Raw genomic sequence first — 17,068 nt, forward strand, 5'->3', positions numbered from 1 at the left:
TGATTTTCAATAACTTGTAATAAAAAAGATGAAAAATACAGCTATGTTCTGGGTAGTCGCAACAACCTTGGTCCTAATTTCCTTGACCATAATGGCAACTATGAACTTTCCTTTTAATTGGGTTTTTTACATTACGGTCATTGGACAAATAATGCTCGTATATATGGTGTTCAAAGTGCTTACGGACAACTATACCACAGACAAGACCTTTAAGGACTTCTATGAGGATTATCCGTTAAGTGGTGAAATTAATTAGAGGCCGAAATTTCCTTTCGGTTTTTGTTATTAGGAGGAGTTCCCATACCTAATTCCGGTATTACCAATAGGGGTATTTGGGTGTGAAAAGCCAATCGTTTAATAACAGGTTCACGTGTCATTTTTTCCATATAACTATGCTGATAATTGAGCATGGCCAACAAATGGATGTCCAATTCGTTTGCAAACACCTCCAAGGTCTGTGAAACCGAATTCAATTCTGAAACCGTATGCACGTAATGCTCTACCTCACCTATGTACTTTCTAAGCATATTAAGGTTGAACTGTTGTACTTCTGTAAGCGATTTAATCTCGTATTGCACATGGACTATCCTAATGGCCGCTTTAAAGGATTTTGCCATTTCCAATAGGGGTCTTAATTCTGAAGTTGTATAAAACCTATTAAAATCTGTTGCAAATGCTATTTCGGAAGGAGTCTTAAATTTAAAATGTTGTGGTATGGCCAGTACGGGGCAGTTCTTTATAGATTTTATAATTCTTACGGTATTGCTCCCCATGAAAACTTCCTCCAAACCGGAAGCGCCTTTTGTTCCCGTAATTACCAAACCAATTTGATGGGTCTCAATAATGTTCTTTATTTCATCTACCAATAGACTAAAGGAAGAGATCGTAATAAACTTATGTTTAGGATTATGATACTTTTCCTGAATCTTGGCCAGGAGTTGCTCCAAACCTTTTTCGGAATTAGTCTTTACTACATCCTCACAGGCTTTGCCACCGGCGCCTGTAGCCATAAACCTACTATGTGCAATGGTAGGCGTATATGTATTCAAAATATAAAACTCGCACTCCTCATGCTTATAAAGGGAAATTGCATATTTGGTTGCATTCCAAGCATTGGGAGAAAAATCTGTAGGTAACAATATCTTTTTCAAACTATTTTATATTTTATTAAAACCTTGGTTAGAGGTTAAAACCATGGGGTAAAATTATGGGAAGTGCAAAACCTGAACTATGATATTTATCAGCTTTTTGGATTGACCTACCAACGCATAAGAGCTTCGATAGTTGCCCATTAGGGATAGTAATTCTCTCTAATTATGTACAAAAAAAATGAATAATATAATGGGAAGAGATAAATGGGGAATTAAGGCAGCAAGTATGGCCCGCTGATATAGGCAAGGATAAAAATTAGCCTCCTTTTGCCACTTCATCAAGGGCCTTTCTATCCGCAATGGCCACTTTTTTTCCAGAAGCTTTTATCAACCCCTGTTTTTTGAAATCTGAAATAATTCTAATGGCAGATTCTGTAGCCGTACCAACTACATTGGCTATATCTTCCCGGGATAGCGTTAAAGCCAAATAGCCGTTCTTATCCTTTCCAAAATTTTCCTCTAAATATATAAAAGCCTCCGCAATTCTCTGCTTTACTGTTTTTTGCGACATATTTACGATAACATCATCGGCTTCCTTTAAATCGTGGGCTATATGTCTTAATACTTCCACAGCAAAATTGGGATTACTGTTAAGGCTATCCATAATGGCATCCTTGGGAATAAAACATACCTCCATATCATTAACCGCAATTGCACTTAGGTTGGCCACTTCTTCGGTAATTACGGAACGCTGTCCCAGAACTGCACCTTGAGTTGCCAGTTTCACTATTTGATCCTTCCCGTTTGGACTTAATTTGGACAACTTGGAGACTCCATCCCTAACACAGAAAACACCATTTAGCTTGTCTCCTTCGCCAAAAATAGTTTCACCTTTTTTTACTAATTTGGTAGTTTTGGTGTCTGAAACCCTTTTCAATTCTTCCTTGCTCATTGCACGTAAGGAATTAAATTGACGAATAATACAATTTTCACATCTGCCCATAACTAAAAAATTACCTGATACGACAAATTTAAAGGTTATTAACAGAGCAAAAACTGACAATTATCATGTTTATAAATGGCAATCATGAGCATCTTTGCATGCAGGTATTAAGCAAATAATCTATGGATAAGGCAACGTGCTATCATTGTGGTGACGATTGCGGGAACAATCCCATAAATCATAATGACAAAAATTTTTGTTGTAATGGATGTAAAACCGTTTATGAGATTTTCTCCAACAACGACCTATCCTACTATTATGACCTACAGTCTGCCGCGGGTGCCTCGCCTAAGGAAGTGGAAGGCAAATATGACTTTCTAGAATCCCAAAACATTGTAGAAAAACTCATTGAGTTTAACGATAACGGCACCCAAATAATAAATCTATACATTCCCCATATTCATTGTAGTTCCTGTATTTGGATATTGGAAAACCTGAACAAACTAAACAAGGGCATAAACAGTTCCCAAGTAGACTTTCCCAAAAAGACCGTTCGGGTCACCTTTAATTCCGATAAGGTTTCACTGAAGGAGCTGGTAATACTAATGTCGAGAATTGGCTATGAACCTTATATTTCCTTGGATGATTACGATAAGACCAAAAAAGGAACAGACCGCAGTTTGTCCTATAAATTGGGGATTGCCGGCTTTGCCTTCGGAAATGTCATGTTTCTTTCCTTCCCTGAATATTTTGAGGTAGGGGAATTTTGGCTGGAACAATTTAAAGGGGTTTTTAGATGGCTTATGTTTGCCTTTTCCTTGCCAGTGGTTTTCTACGCGGCCCAAGATTATTTTATATCGGCTTACAAGGGACTAAGATCTAAATTCTTAAATATTGACATCCCAATTGCACTGGGAATTTTGGTTTTATTCCTTCGAAGCACCGCAGAAATCATTTTCGATTGGGGATCGGGTTTTTTCGACAGCCTTACGGGACTGGTTTTCTTTTTACTTCTTGGTAAATTTTTTCAACAAAAAACATATTCCTATTTGTCTTTTGAACGGGATTATAAATCCTACTTCCCTATTGCCGTTACCAGAATAACAAGTGAAAACACGGAAGAGAACACTCAAGTATACGATATTAAAGCCGGAGACAGACTCCTTATAAGAAATGGGGAACTAATTCCTGTTGATGCCATTCTGATCAACGGAAATGCCAAGATCGACTACAGCTTTGTAACCGGTGAATCGGAACCGGTGGACAAAATATCTGGAGACAAAGTTTATGCAGGGGGAAGACAGATCAGTAGTGCCATAGAAATTGAAGCTATAAAATCCGTTTCCCAAAGTTATCTTACGCAACTTTGGAGCAATGCCGTTTTCCAACAAGACAAATCGGGCAGCTTCCAAACCTTAACGGACAGTATTGGCAAAAGGTTTACCATTGCCGTACTGACCATCGCTTTCGTCTCCGCCATAATATGGTTGATAATAGACCCAAGTAAAACGATAAATGTCTTTACCGCCGTGCTTATAATTGCTTGCCCATGCGCAATTGCCTTGGCAGCCCCTTTTACCTTGGGCAATATGTTGCGAATTTTCGGCCGCCACGGCTTTTACCTAAGAGACACCCAGACCATAGAACAATTGGCTCAGATAGATACCGCCATATTCGATAAAACAGGTACCATTACCACGGCCGAAAAGGGAAATGTCTACTATGAAGGCTTGGAATTGACAAGTGAAGAAGAGTCTTTGCTGAAAAACACCTTACGCTCCTCCAATCACCCATTGAGCAGAAAGCTTTATGATATGTTGGCAGAACAAAACATAGTACCGTTAGAGGAATACGAGGAATATTTGGGCCAGGGAATCAAAGGTTCAACCGTAACGGACAGTGTAAAAATTGGCTCTGCCGCCTTTGTAGGCAACACCAACATAAACAATAAGGACAGTACCTCTGTCCACTTAAGTTCCAACGACGAATATAAGGGCTGTTTTATTTTTCAGAACCAATACCGGGACGGGGTAGGTGAAACCTTTAAAACAATGTCGAGAGACCTGGAATTGGCAATACTTTCAGGGGATAACGCCGGGGAGAGAGCCAACCTTACCAAGTTATTGCCCGAGGGAACACCACTATATTTTAATCAAAAACCGGACAACAAACTCCAATTTATAAAGTCGCTCCAGGACCAAAACAAAAAGGTAATGATGGTAGGGGACGGACTAAATGATGCGGGAGCTCTGGCACAAAGCAATGTGGGCATAGCCATTTCAGAAAACGTAAATGTTTTTTCACCTGCCTGTGACGGCATCCTGGACGCTAAAAATTTCAAATCCCTATACCAGTATATTCTAGCCTCAAGAAAAGCCATTAAGATCATAAAGCTAAGTTTCATACTTTCCTTGATGTACAACCTAGTAGGCTTGTACTTTGCGGTAACGGGACAATTACAGCCGGTTATCGCCGCTATTCTAATGCCATTAAGCTCTATCAGTATTGTGATATTCACTACTGTAGCTACAAACCTTTTGGGTAGAAAACTAAGGCAGTAATAATTATCCGAAAAATAAATTTTGGAATTGGAAATAACCTAATAATTAAAAGGGCAACTGTTTTGGAACAGTTGCCCTTTTCTTGTGTAATAACTAATATTTTAAGTCCCTTCCCTTATTTCTGTTGCTCCAAATAGGCTACCAAAGAAGCCATTTCCTCATAACTAAGGGCATTCACCAAACCAGAAGGCATCATTGAGGTCTCCAACTCCTTTCTTTCGGCGATATCGGATTTTTTTAATTGGGTAGCTATACCTGCAATATTTCTTATGGTCAGGTCAGTGGCCGATTCCTGGGTTACAAAACCAACATAATTGTCCCCTCCCTTGGTCTGTATCCGTACCGTGGAAAATCCTTGGGAAATGGAGGCATTGGGTTTCAGAATGGACTCCGCAATCTGCTCCCTGTTCATAATGGAACCTATTTGCCCCATAAAAGGACCCTTCATTACTTCGCCGGAAGATACACTATGACAGGTAAAACAAGCCTGGTTCTTAAAGATTTCCTTTCCTTTTTCGGGATCACCCTTTATATTTTTCAAGGCAATCATGATATCCTCAATGGAAGCCTCCCCGATCTGTCCTTTTTTGTTTTTAATCTTTTCAAGGTCAACCGTTGGCATATCCTCCTTGGGAGCGGTTATTTCCACGGTACCAAAATCATCGATCGCCAAACGGTATTTACTGTTCAATTCCGCATACAGTCCCTTTTCATCTTCCGAAGATTTTTCCCATTCGCCCTTTAAAAACGAACGTATCACAGGAGTGTAATCCCATTCCACCGTTTTATAATAAGGGCCATGGGTATCCGGGCGGGTACTCCACCACCAGGAAGTATCATAAGGCGCCTCTTTGTGGTAAATACGCGCTAAGGTATTTATGATTTTATTCTTAAAAACGGCATCGTCAGTTTTTACATAAGCCTTGATCAATCCATCAACAACCTTGGGGCTATGCATATATCGCATTGCCCAAAGGGCCATATCCCTCTGATCGGTATCCAAGGCACTTACGCAAGCGTCCACAGCATCTAATTTCACCAATGCCTTAACGGCTAAATGTGGCACAACAATTTCTGCATTTGGCCTGGCATGAGGTCCTTCCGTCCCCATTTCCGGAGCTTTAAATGAATTTGGAACTGCAATCTCCAATAAATCATTGGCCACTTCCTTTTTCCCCAGTCTGCCCAAACCAACAATTGCAGCTGCCTTTACCCGGTCAGAATCGGACTTCAGTGCATTTACAAATGGTTCTGTAGGCACTTTTTCTATTGTCCCCAAACGGTCCGACAAGGCTCTTAGCGCATATTCTTGAACCTGTGGATCTTCAGTTAATGTAACCAGACGATCAATTCCGCCTTCCCCAGTCAATTGGGCAAAAGTAAATATAGCCGCGGCACGCACTTCCAATGACAAAGAGCTGTCTTGTGCCAATTGCCATACTTTATCGGCTCCTTTCCCTCTCCTTATCAATTCGTATTGGGCACTTAAGCGAGTCTTGGCATTGCCCTCCTTTAGAAGATCTACCAAACTGCCTGTCCAATAGAATTCCTCTAGATTGGGGAATGGCTCGTAATTATAGTTTTCAGGTAAAACCCTAACGACATATCCTTTATCCGGGCTTCCGGAATATCCGGCACCATCCCAAGCCGAAAGGTACATAGCACCTGCTGCATCTACATCCACATCGGTTATCTGTGGCAATTGGATAAACTCTTCCTCATCTTGTATAAAACTGGCCTTATTTTCAGTAAGCCTGTGAAAATATAGATAGCTTCTACCCCAATCGGCCATCATAGGAACATTATTATATTTTTCCGGCCAGCGATTGTCGTTCATATAAAGGGACCCAGTTCCTGAGCCACCGCCAACATCCACCAAAGCGGGAAGGATCTCTTCCGTAAAATGCTTGAAAAGCACGGGGTAACCATATTCCCCAGATTGTATCTGATGAATAAATCTTATGTTCCAGCCACCACCATCATTGGTATTTCCCCTAGTGTAAATATTCATAAAAGGGTCAATGGCCACATCGTATATATTCCGCAAACCATGGGTATACACTTCCATTTCGGTTCCATCCGGACGCACTCGCAATACCCCACCGCCCAACATGGTCAATTGTGTTCCTTCGCGATCTGTGGCATTGTGAAAACCGAAATCGCCCACGGCTATGTATATCCATCCGTCTATCCCCATCTGAATGCCATTGGTGGCATGATCCGTTCCTCTATCGGCAAGGTATTTGGAATTGCTCAAATTCTTTATCAAGACCTTTGCTGGGCCATCGGCCACACCGTCCTTGTCCTTATCTTCAAATACTACCAAGTCCATGTTAAAGGCCTTCCCTGTTTCGGGTGAAAAAGTAGTATGCAAAACAAATACCTGATCCCCAATAGCCAAAATGCCTCGTGGATTATCCACCTGGGCAAACTCGGTATGGGAATCCATTATTCCATCGTGATTACAATCTACCAAACGTTTTATAAAACCTTTGTTCATCTCCTTCCCTAGGGAGCCCATCATATCTACCCCAACAAAAACCTCCCCGGTAGCAGCAACCGCCATACAGGCAGGACTCGGCGTTAAGTCGGGACCAGAAAAACCGGTAATAGCCAAATCTTCGGGCCAGTTCAGAACCTGGGCCAAAGAATCGCTGGAAGGATAATTAATTGCCTCGGTACTAGGGGTACATGGAACCTCCCCTTGCTTACAACTAAAAAACATTAAACTTGAAAATAAAATAAAGCCTGCCTTTTTAAACATATTCAATTCCGTTAAAATTTATAATTAAACCCTGAGGGCAGAAAAACCAGTTAAGGTTTACCGGATTTTCAACAAAGTAGCGGCAAAACTAAAAATCTTTCCCATAAATCCATGATTAAATTGAATTATTACGGATAGGAGAACATTATTTTAGATGAATCCCCATTATTAGTGTCCTGCACAATCTTAAATGAAACCTTTATTATTTTAAAGTTTCGAATGTGTATTTTACATTAATAACTAGGATATTTGAAAGGAGGGTACTTTTGAAATGTTTTTGGTGAGGAGAACTTGCAATATTTTATCAAAAGCTGATAAATGTCATATTATTCCACAGCCCCCATGTTTAGTTTTACGCCCTGATTCAGGTAGGTATGAGTGTTATTTATTTATTGTTGACTTTAAGTATTGTTGTAGCCGTCATTTTTTTTGCGGCTTTTATTATTGCTACCAAGAGTGGTCAATATGATGATTCCTATACCCCATCCGTTCGTATGCTCTTCGAAGATGAACTTGTAAAAAGTACTCCCGAGAAGACCGAAGAAATATCTAACCAAAAAAGTGAAAGTCAAAAATTGTAATTATGGAAGTACAACAGTTTTATTACGATAACAAAATCGTAAAAAAATTCCTTTATGCAACTATGTTTTGGGGAATTGTGGGAATGTCGGTAGGCCTATTGCTTGCCTTTATGTTTCTTTTTCCAAATTTAACCGATGGGATATCCTGGTTGAGTTTTGGCCGACTTAGGCCCTTGCACACCAACGCGGTTATATTTGCCTTCGTAGGAAATGCCATCTTTGCCGGGGTCTATTATTCTACCCAGCGCTTGTTAAAGGCGAGAATGTTCAGCGATGCCCTAAGTAATTTCAATTTCTGGGGATGGCAGGCCATCATAGTAGCGGCAGCAATCACCTTACCCCTGGGGTACACCTCGTCCAAAGAATATGCAGAATTGGAATGGCCTATAGATTTGGCCATTGCCGTGGTCTGGGTGGCATTTGGCTGGAACCTGATCGGAACAATGCTAAAAAGAAGACAACGCCATTTGTACGTGGCAATTTGGTTTTACCTGGCCACATTTGTAACCGTTGCAGTACTCCATATCTTTAATAGCTTGGCCTTACCTGTAAGTGCTTTAAAAAGTTACTCGGTATATGCAGGAGTACAGGATGCACTGGTACAATGGTGGTACGGGCATAACGCCGTGGCATTCTTCCTTACTACACCTTTCTTGGGATTAATGTACTATTTTGTACCCAAAGCGGCCAATAGGCCAGTATATTCCTATAGATTATCTATCGTACACTTTTGGTCTTTGATATTTATCTATATCTGGGCCGGTCCACACCATTTGTTGTATTCTACCCTGCCGGAATGGGCCCAAAATTTAGGGGTGGCATTCTCCATTATGCTAATTGCTCCTTCTTGGGGAGGTATGATCAACGGACTTTTGACTTTGCGTGGAGCTTGGGACAAGGTTAGGACAGACCCTGTTTTGAAATTTATGGTGGTCGCAATTACCGGTTACGGTATGGCCACTTTTGAAGGCCCAATGCTTTCCTTAAAAAATGTAAATGCCATTGCGCATTTTAGTGATTGGATTATTGCCCACGTACACGTAGGAGCTTTGGCATGGAATGGGTTCCTGACCTTTGGTATGATCTACTGGCTGGTTCCAAAAATGTTCAAAACAAGGTTGCACTCACTTCCCATGGCCAATTTCCATTTCTGGATAGGTACCTTAGGAATCATACTTTACGCACTTCCCATGTATGTTGCTGGTTTTACCCAAGCCTTGATGTGGAAAGAATTTAACCCAGACGGCACCTTGGCTTACGGTAACTTTTTGGAAACCGTAAATGAGATTATACCAATGTACTGGATGAGGGCCATAGGTGGTACCATGTATATTGTTGGTGCAATTGTAATGATCTACAACGTAGTGGTTACCATTAAGCAGGGCACAAATGTAGAAGATGAATTGGCTGAGGCGGCAGCTTTGACTACCGTATCCAAGAAAAGAACCGCTGGAGAAACATTCCATACTTGGTTGGAGCGTAAGCCTATTCAATTGACCATTTTGGCTACCATTGCCATCTTAATTGGAGGGATAATCCAAATTGTCCCCACCATTCTGGTAAAATCGAACATTCCAACGATAACCAGCGTTAAGCCGTATACCCCTCTGGAATTGGAAGGCAGGGATTTATATATAAGGGAAGGCTGTGTTGGCTGTCACTCCCAAATGGTAAGGCCTTTCCGAAGTGAGGTTGAGCGTTATGGCGAGTACTCCAAAGCAGGAGAGTATGTGTACGACCACCCTTTCCTTTGGGGAAGTAAGCGTACCGGACCAGATCTTTTAAGGGTAGGTGGCAAATATTCGGACAACTGGCACTTAAACCATATGTACGACCCACAAAGTACCTCTTCCGGATCTATCATGCCATCCTATTCATGGTTGGTGCGCAATAGGCACGACAGAAGTAATATTCAGTCTAAAATGGAAACCATGGTAACTCTTGGGGTTCCCTATTCCGATGAGGAGATTGCGAATGCCGAACAATCTATGAATGAGCAAGCAACCAAAATAGAAAAAAATCTATACTCCGATCCGGATTTTGCCAAAGGATATGAAGAGGACAAAAAATATGCTGCCGAAAACGGCGAGGAATTCATAGAGATGAAAGATAGGGAAATTGTAGCTATGATAGCCTATCTACAACGTCTGGGAACAGATATAAAAATAAAGGAAACGGACGAAATAATTTCACAAAACAAATAAGTCATGCTAAAATTCGTAAAAGGTTATATGGAAAGTATAGATGGCGTTGCCACCTATCCCATGATATCACTGTTAATTTTCTTTTTGTTTTTTACCATTCTTTTCTGGTGGGTATTTACTGCCTCTAAGGAACATATAAAAGAAGTTAGCCAAATACCATTAGAAACAGAAGAAAACCAACCTAAAGAAGAATCGTTATGAGAAATATGTCACCTTGGTGGATAAGAGTTCCACTAATCTTTTTCCTAATCTTCGGATTGATGGAGTATTTTATTGACTCCGGGGACAAACCCGCATTTATTGAATACCCAATAACCTTTGTGTTTATGTTGGTGGTGTTGTTCATATTGGTGGGTATTGAATTGATCCTTAAATCAGTTGAAAATGTAATGTTCCAAACCCTTTCCCCCGAAGCACAAGAGCGATATTTGGCGTCCAAATCCAAGCAATGGGAATGGAAATGGGGCAAAGCTTTCTGGAAAAAAATCACTGGTAACAAACCTGTTGAGGAAGAAAAGGAAATTATTCTGGACCACAATTATGACGGTATCCGTGAATTGGACAATAATCTTCCGCCTTGGTGGGTGTATATGTTCTATGCCACCATCATTTTCGGTGTGGTTTACCTAGCGCGTTTCCATGTCTTCAATGACTACACCCAGGACATGGAATATGAACAGGAAGTGGCCGAAGCCATGATAGCCATAGAAGAGTATAAAAAAACAGCCAAAGGTTTAGTTGACGCCAACACGGTTGAACTATTAACGGAAGCCGCGGACATTAAAGCAGGTGGGGCAATATACACCGCCAATTGCGTAGCTTGCCACATGCCGGACGGCGGAGGTGGTATTGGACCAAATCTAACCGACGAATATTGGATTTTGGGAGGCGGTGTGAAAAACGTTTTCCATACCATTTCCGAAGGCGGAAGGGACGGAAAGGGCATGATAGCGTGGAAACAGACTCTTAAACCAGCCGAAATAGCCCAGGTAGCCAGTTATATTCTCTCGGAAATAAACGGCAAGACACCTGCCAACCCAAAGGCCGCAGAAGGAGAAATCTGGACTGAAGAGTAAACACTTAAAACATTATCGGGTACATTTTTAGGCTTACCCATAATTACAATAAAGTAGAACAAAGAAATGGCACAGGACCAGGACAATTTTAGGGACTCCATAGGAACAATTAACGAGGAGGGAAAAAGGGCATGGATATATCCCAAAAAGCCAAGCGGCAAGTTTTATGAATATCGCAAGTATGTAAGTTATGTTCTTTTGGCATTTCTCTTTCTGGCCCCCTTCGTAAAAGTGAATGGCAATCAGTTTCTAATGTTCAATGTACTGGAAAGGCGTTTCAATATTTTTGGGTTCCCTTTTTGGCCACAGGATTTTCATCTTTTTGTAATTTCCATGATCATCGGGGTAATATTCATAGCCCTATTTACAGTTGCCTTTGGACGTATTTTTTGTGGCTGGATGTGCCCCCAAACGATCTTCATGGAAATGGTATTCAGGAGGATCGAATTTTGGATCGATGGTGACCGAGGCGCCCAAATACGCCTTAGCAAGCAGCCTTGGAACGCAGAGAAAATTAGAAAACGCGCCCTTAAACTGATTGTATTCTTTATTATCTCCTTTTTAATAGCCAATGTATTCCTAGCCTATTTAATTGGAAGTGACCGATTGATTGAATATATCACCGATGGCCCTTTACAACATGTAAGTACCCTGGTATCACTTTTAATTTTTACTGCGGTATTCTATTTTGTGTTTGCCTGGTTCAGGGAACAAGTATGTATCATAGCCTGCCCCTATGGACGTATGCAAGGCGTACTTCTGGACAATAAGTCTATTGTTGTGGCCTACGACCATAAACGTGGAGAGGCTGAAAACGGAAGAAAAAAGTTTAGAAAAGGAGAGGATAGGACAGCCTTGGGACATGGCGACTGTATTGATTGTTTTCAATGCGTAAACGTCTGCCCTACAGGTATTGACATAAGAAACGGAACCCAATTGGAATGTGTAAATTGTACGGCCTGTATTGATGAGTGCGACACCATAATGGAAAAGGTAAACCTCCCCAAAGGACTGATCCGTTATGCCAGTGAAGACAATATCGAGAAAAAATCCAAGTTCAAATTTACACCCAGACTAAAAGGTTACACTGCAGTGCTTGTGATTCTTACCGGAATTTTGATAGGAATGCTGTTTTTAAGGAATGAAGTGGAAGCAAATATCCTAAGACTTCCAGGACAACTCTACGAGCATAAGGAAGGTAATATTATTAGCAACGTTTATACGTATAAATTGGTAAACAAAACCACCAAGGATATTCCAGACATCAGTTTTAAGCTTATGTCGCACAAAGGGACCATCAACCTGGTGAGGCACCAACTTTTTACGGTACCTGCACAGGGATTGGCGGAAGGTACCCTATTTGTAGAAATAAACAATTCGGCTTTGGAAGGTGACAAGAACAAATTAAGTATTGGGGTCTATAGTGGAGATAAGTTAATTGAAACGGCAACGGCCAGATTTTTAGCCCCCAGAAGCTATAAGTAAATTAAAAAAACAGGTTAAATACCTAAAAAACGAATAGATTTCCCAATATAGTGGAAATCCAAACTAAATTAAAAGCCATGAAAATTAATTGGGGAACCGGAATTGTACTAGCCTTCATTGGGTTTATAAGTTTTATTCTATTTTTTGTAGTCCGAATGAGCATGGATAACAGGGCCAATCACGATTTGGTCACAGAAAACTACTATGGAGCGGAATTAGGTTATCAGAATGAAATTGACGCAGAAAATAATTCGCGTACCAAAGAAGTGGACCTTACATTGGAAACGACCGATAAAGGTATAAAATTGGTATTCCCAAATAACTTGAATGCAGAAAATATAAAAGGCACAGTGTCCCTTTACAGACCATCTAACAAGCACTTGGATTTTGACTTACCCATAAGTCTATCACAAGACTATTTGCTCATACCTGACAATCGTTTGTTGGATGGTCGCTGGGACATTAAAGTATCTTGGCAATATAAAGGTGAAGTCTATTTGTTCAAGAAAAAAATAACCTATCACCAAGATAAATAAGGAATGTAAACGCCTTAGGTCAATACCTATGTACTATGTTGTTATCTGCCGTAATTTTGGGTCTAATGGGAAGCTTTCACTGTGTTGGAATGTGCGGCCCCATAGCCTTTATGTTACCCGTAGACCACAACAAACCAGCTAAAAAATTATTTCAAGTCTTTCTTTATCATTTGGGCAGACTTGCCTCCTACAGCCTTATAGGTCTCGTTTTCGGATTTTTGGGCAAAGGACTATATGTATTTGGCCTACAACAAAGACTTTCCATAATCATCGGAATCCTAATGATCGTCATCATCCTAATTCCATACAACACTTTTGGCAAATACAATTTCTCCAAACCCATTTATTCCTTTTTGACCAAAATAAAAAGTAGACTTGGGAAAGAATTACAAAAAAAGAGTCCAGATACCTTTCTCACCATTGGCTTCCTAAACGGCTTACTGCCATGTGGATTGGTTTATATGGCTGTTTTTGGCAGTATTGCCACCGCCAACCCATGGCTTGGCGCATTGTTCATGGCATTATTTGGTCTAGGCACCATTCCATTAATGACTACTGCCGTCTACTTTGGCAGTATGTTAAAAGGCTCGGCAAAAAAATCGGTGCAGCGATTAATCCCAGTATTTGTAATCCTGGTAGGACTACTGTTTATTTTAAGGGGAATGGGTCTTGGTATTCCCTATATTTCGCCCGAACCTGTCATAGAGGTCGTAGACAGTACCCTGGAGTGCCATTAATTTTCAATTCCACCAGCCTTTTAAACTTGCTGTGTAGCTAAAAATAATGTAAATTTCAAGTACATAGGGACTTAGCTTTCGCAAGGATTGCCTGTCCATTTAATGCATAGTGCATATTCAACCAACCTTAAACATTCTCCAATGAAGAAAATCATACTTCTATGTTATCTCCTTTTAAATTGGACGGTATTATTTTCACAGAACGAAAAAATAAACGTCATCGTTTTCGGTGCACATCCCGACGATTGCGATATAGACACTGGAGGTACGGCCATTTTACTGGCCAAGATGGGTCATAACGTAAAATTCGTTTCCTTGACCAACGGTGATGCCGGCCATTATGCCATGGGCGGCGGAGAGCTTGCCAAAGTAAGGATAGCCGAGGCCAAGGAAGCAGGAAAAAGATTTGGCGTAGCCTATACGGTTTTGGACAACCATGATGGGGAATTGATGCCTACTTTGGAAAATAGACTAAAGGTGATACGTGAAATCAGAAAATGGAATGCCGATGTGGTCATTGCGCCCAGACCCAATGATTATCATCCGGACCACCGTTATACAGGGGTTCTGGTACAGGACGCCGCCTACATGGTAATAGTTCCCAATGTAGCCCCGGAAGTACCACCGCTCCAAAAAAATCCCGTCTTCCTATACTCGGAGGATAGTTTTCAAAAACCCAGCCCGTTCGAACCTGATATTGCTGTCATCATCGATACTGTTTTTGATCAAAAGGTGTATGCTATGTCGGCACACAAATCCCAATTCTTTGAATGGCTTCCTTGGACAGCCGGAAATTTGGACAAAGTACCCAAGGACGATCAGGGCAGATTGGAAATGTTGGCCAATTGGAGATCAAAACCTCCCAAGGAGGATCTCCTGAAATGTGCAGAAAAATGGTACGGAATCAAAGCTTACAGCGCTAAACATATAGAGGGTTTTGAAATATGTGAGTACGGCAAGCAACCCAGCGATGAAGAGATCAGGACACTTTTCCCCATGCTCCAAAAATAATCCCAATTAGGACAAAAGGCAGTAGTGCCTAATCCAGGATTTTCTTGGCATTTTCACTATATACTTTCTTCAAAACCTCATCGCTAAGGCCCAGCCCATTGAACGACCAATGATAGGAAGATATATTCTTGTCATAAAAGTGTTCATCCTCGCTTTCAAGAATGCGAAAGGTTAATTCGTACATTTCCGGGTCGGTTCCCATATCGGTACCATAGACCAATTTATCCTGATACTTTTCGTAAAAGCGTTTTGTATATCGGGGAACAGCAGCCGTTTCCGCATATCTGGCCGAAATATCGGCGTACATATTATCATATTTATCCAAAAGTCTCCCCAGAATATCCAAATCGTAACTACAATTGGCAAAGTGACAGGCAATAAAAGTGGTTTTGGGATTTTCCCTAACTGCATTTTCCAAGGTAGTAATTAGTTCTGCATGCGTTAGCAATCCTTCCCTTGTAGTATCTATTCTCCATTTGTATGCATTCATCAGGCCATCATTATGGACATCCATTGGTTCGTACATCCACATAGGATCCGCCACATGTATGCTTACCGGCATACCCAATTCACCACATTTCTCCCACAAAGGCTTCATCCTATCATCATCCGCATGCATCCCTTCTGCCGGTGTTGGTTTGGAGTAAAAAAATCCAAAACCTTTATCGCCCAATTCTCCAACGCCCTTTGCTCCCATCTTAAAACATCTTTCCAATTCCTTTACTGCGCGCTTGCTCCATCCTTTTTCTTCGTATCCGGTAAAATCGAAGCCGCACCATAGCTCAAAACGGTCCCCGTATTTGGAATAAAGATTAACGATACTGTCAAAGGACTTCCCGGTCTGATAAGTGAGTATGATTGATTTAGCAACCCCTGTCCGGTCCATTGTCTTTACCCATTCACTTATTTCCTGTTCCGACTTTGGATAGGGATGGGAGTGAAAATCCACCGCAGGAAATTTAGCTTTGGACACCTTGGTACTAGGTGTATTATAAATTGATACTGGATCGTAATCCTTAAGTAGAATGTCTTCCTGCGCTTTTACTGAAACGGAAACAAAAGCAATGCATAAAAAAATGGAGTAGTAAATTTTCATATCGAGATTCATGGAAATTAGACCGTTGCGGTTATCCATGTCTCTCAAATATAATAATTTAAACGTTACTCAGAACAAGCAATTTAACCTATCCTTGGCATAGACAACGTGCTTAAATAAGGTTGCTGGCCGTATTGACCCCCAAGTCTGCTAAATTTTAAAAGTGATAACAGGTATTTTGGAATGATTGGTCACATCCTCCCCTATACTGCCCATTAAAAAGTGGCTCAGGCCTTTTCTACCATGAGTGGGCAATCCTATTAAATCGGCATTCCTACTTTCGCTAAAAGCAAGTATTCCCCTCTCCACAGAGTAGTCGTTATAAATTTCGACTTCCAAACTCGCTTTGGCCAAATGAAGAAACTTATTTATTTTCTTAAAAGCATCCTTTGTACTCAGAAAATTATCTCCAGGAGTATTGACATATACTAAAATCAATTCAGCGCCAAGCTTATCCGACAAATTCTTGGCCCTTTGAAAGGGTTCCAAATTTTCCTCTTCAAAATCACTGGCAAAAACAAATCTCTTTACCTCAAAACCTTCAATATAATCCTTTATTACCAAAACGGGAACATTGGAATTTCTAACCATTTTCTCCGCATTGGAACCCACAAAGATTTCTTTGATTCCATCGGTTCCCCGAGAGCCCATAACTATCAGATCTGCCTGGTGCTTTTCCGCAACCGCATTAACTTCACTATACACTTTATGGTGCTTAACTATAGGTGTAACCTTGATTCCCTTTAGGTATGGCTTTTCCAAAAATGTTTCAAACCTTTTTTCTGCCAATTTTATCAAGAAAACGGCTTGCTCATAATGTGCCTGCTCATTGGAGGAAACAAGGGCCTCTGACAACTCCAGCATATGCAGGACAAAAATCTCGGATCCGTATTTTGTAGCAATGGAAGCGGCCGTTTTTAGTGCATTTTCGGATTGTTCTGAAAAATCGACGGGTACAATAATTTTTTTCATAGATTTATTTT

The 17,068-nt window shown here is 40.8% G+C and carries 15 protein-coding genes; 10 read left to right on the forward strand and 5 right to left on the reverse strand.

From position 1 onward, the window contains the following. Positions 1 to 28: 28 nt before the first annotated feature. The gene (locus BUA60_RS14870; RefSeq protein WP_072863010.1) at positions 29 to 256 is read left to right on the forward strand and encodes a hypothetical protein; all 228 of its coding nucleotides are present in this window, start codon (positions 29 to 31) and stop codon (positions 254 to 256) included. Here BUA60_RS14870 and BUA60_RS14875 read toward each other — a convergent pair. Then, positions 249 to 1,151: a universal stress protein gene (locus tag BUA60_RS14875; RefSeq protein WP_072863012.1), complete on the reverse strand. Its 903-nt coding sequence runs from the start codon at positions 1,149 to 1,151 to the stop codon at positions 249 to 251. The two genes, BUA60_RS14870 and BUA60_RS14875, sit on opposite strands and share 8 nt — an antisense overlap. Positions 1,152 to 1,407: 256 nt before the next feature. Beyond that, positions 1,408 to 2,043 (reverse strand): Crp/Fnr family transcriptional regulator, encoded by a 636-nt coding sequence (locus tag BUA60_RS14880; protein ID WP_245802558.1) that lies wholly within the window; start codon positions 2,041 to 2,043, stop codon positions 1,408 to 1,410. 173 nt (positions 2,044 to 2,216) lie between these two features. Between BUA60_RS14880 and BUA60_RS14885 the strand changes: the two genes are divergently transcribed. Beyond that, positions 2,217 to 4,595 (forward strand): heavy metal translocating P-type ATPase, encoded by a 2,379-nt coding sequence (locus tag BUA60_RS14885; RefSeq protein ID WP_072863016.1) that lies wholly within the window; start codon positions 2,217 to 2,219, stop codon positions 4,593 to 4,595. Between the two features lie 115 nt (positions 4,596 to 4,710). On the opposite strand, the gene BUA60_RS14890 is transcribed toward BUA60_RS14885, so the two are convergent. Beyond that, on the reverse strand, positions 4,711 to 7,359 hold the full coding sequence (locus BUA60_RS14890; RefSeq protein WP_072863018.1) for a DUF7133 domain-containing protein: 2,649 nt from the start codon (positions 7,357 to 7,359) through the stop codon (positions 4,711 to 4,713). 374 nt (positions 7,360 to 7,733) lie between these two features. On the opposite strand from BUA60_RS14890, the gene ccoS reads away from it, so the two are divergent. The 8 genes from ccoS to BUA60_RS14930 all read left to right on the forward strand — a co-directional run bounded on the left by ccoS (position 7,734) and on the right by BUA60_RS14930 (position 14,989). Further along, positions 7,734 to 7,940 carry a cbb3-type cytochrome oxidase assembly protein CcoS gene (gene ccoS, locus BUA60_RS14895; RefSeq protein ID WP_072863020.1) on the forward strand — a complete coding sequence of 69 codons (207 nt, stop codon included), beginning with the start codon at positions 7,734 to 7,736 and terminating at the stop codon, positions 7,938 to 7,940. Positions 7,941 to 7,942: 2 nt separating this feature from the next. Then, positions 7,943 to 10,144: a cytochrome-c oxidase, cbb3-type subunit I gene (gene ccoN, locus BUA60_RS14900; RefSeq protein ID WP_072863021.1), complete on the forward strand. Its 2,202-nt coding sequence runs from the start codon at positions 7,943 to 7,945 to the stop codon at positions 10,142 to 10,144. A 3-nt stretch (positions 10,145 to 10,147) separates the two neighbouring features. After that, a complete protein-coding gene (locus tag BUA60_RS14905; protein ID WP_072863023.1) occupies positions 10,148 to 10,345 on the forward strand; it encodes a cytochrome C oxidase subunit IV in 198 nt (65 codons plus the stop codon). Continuing rightward, positions 10,342 to 11,220 (forward strand): cbb3-type cytochrome c oxidase N-terminal domain-containing protein, encoded by an 879-nt coding sequence (locus BUA60_RS14910; protein WP_072863025.1) that lies wholly within the window; start codon positions 10,342 to 10,344, stop codon positions 11,218 to 11,220. Before BUA60_RS14905 ends, BUA60_RS14910 begins: the two co-directional genes overlap by 4 nt. 66 nt (positions 11,221 to 11,286) lie before the next feature. Then, entirely contained in the window at positions 11,287 to 12,705 is a 1,419-nt protein-coding gene (ccoG, locus tag BUA60_RS14915; RefSeq protein ID WP_072863027.1) for a cytochrome c oxidase accessory protein CcoG, read from the forward strand. A gap of 77 nt (positions 12,706 to 12,782) precedes the next feature. Next, complete coding sequence (locus BUA60_RS14920; RefSeq protein ID WP_072863029.1) at positions 12,783 to 13,241, forward strand: FixH family protein; 459 nt, start codon at positions 12,783 to 12,785, stop codon at positions 13,239 to 13,241. A gap of 35 nt (positions 13,242 to 13,276) precedes the next feature. Next, the gene (locus tag BUA60_RS14925; protein WP_072863031.1) at positions 13,277 to 13,978 is read left to right on the forward strand and encodes a sulfite exporter TauE/SafE family protein; all 702 of its coding nucleotides are present in this window, start codon (positions 13,277 to 13,279) and stop codon (positions 13,976 to 13,978) included. Positions 13,979 to 14,119: 141 nt separating this feature from the next. Then, a complete protein-coding gene (locus BUA60_RS14930; protein ID WP_072863236.1) occupies positions 14,120 to 14,989 on the forward strand; it encodes a PIG-L deacetylase family protein in 870 nt (289 codons plus the stop codon). A gap of 28 nt (positions 14,990 to 15,017) precedes the next feature. On the opposite strand, the gene BUA60_RS14935 is transcribed toward BUA60_RS14930, so the two are convergent. Together BUA60_RS14935 and BUA60_RS14940 are read right to left on the reverse strand one after the other, a co-directional pair. Beyond that, positions 15,018 to 16,124 carry an amidohydrolase family protein gene (locus BUA60_RS14935; protein WP_218587928.1) on the reverse strand — a complete coding sequence of 369 codons (1,107 nt, stop codon included), beginning with the start codon at positions 16,122 to 16,124 and terminating at the stop codon, positions 15,018 to 15,020. Between the two features lie 111 nt (positions 16,125 to 16,235). Beyond that, positions 16,236 to 17,057: a universal stress protein gene (locus BUA60_RS14940; protein ID WP_072863033.1), complete on the reverse strand. Its 822-nt coding sequence runs from the start codon at positions 17,055 to 17,057 to the stop codon at positions 16,236 to 16,238. Positions 17,058 to 17,068 lie beyond the last annotated feature (11 nt).

This window comes from Arenibacter palladensis (genome assembly GCF_900129275.1).
GTDB lineage: Bacteria > Bacteroidota > Bacteroidia > Flavobacteriales > Flavobacteriaceae > Arenibacter > Arenibacter palladensis.